Origin of the sequence: Herbaspirillum sp. B65 (assembly GCF_000333555.1) — a bacterium.
Taxonomy (GTDB): domain Bacteria; phylum Pseudomonadota; class Gammaproteobacteria; order Burkholderiales; family Burkholderiaceae_D; genus Herbaspirillum; species Herbaspirillum rubrisubalbicans.
This window is the reverse complement of the sequence record NZ_BADI01001063.1, coordinates 1-356: the sequence shown is the minus strand read 5'-3', so window position 1 is coordinate 356 and position 356 is coordinate 1. Positions and strand designations below refer to the sequence as shown.

The following is a 356-nucleotide window of genomic DNA, read 5'->3' as shown; positions in this document are numbered from 1 at the left end:
TTCAAAGATGGGCGCCACCAGCAGGCCGATTTCATACAAGAGCACCAGCGGCACGGCCAGCATCAACTGGCTCATCACGTCCGGCGGAGTGACCACGGCAGCGACGATGAAGGCGCCGACGATGACGTAGGGACGAATCTGCTTCAACTTGGCCAGCGGCACCAAGCCCATGCGCACCAGCACGATCACGATCACCGGGACTTCGAAGGTCACGCCGAAGGCCACGAACATGGTCAGCACGAAATCGACATAGCTATCGATATCCGGGGCCACCGAAACCGACTTGGGCGCGAAGTTGTTGATGAAGGGGAAGACCACGCCGAAGACGAAGAAGTAGCAGAACGCCACCCCGGTGA

The 356-nt window shown here is 59.6% G+C and carries 1 protein-coding gene; it reads right to left on the bottom strand.

Going from position 1 to position 356, the window contains the following annotated elements; genetic code table 11:
• Window positions 1-356 (bottom strand): twin-arginine translocase subunit TatC (tatC, locus tag I5W_RS25120; protein WP_044531303.1); only part of this gene is annotated, 356 nt, incomplete at both ends.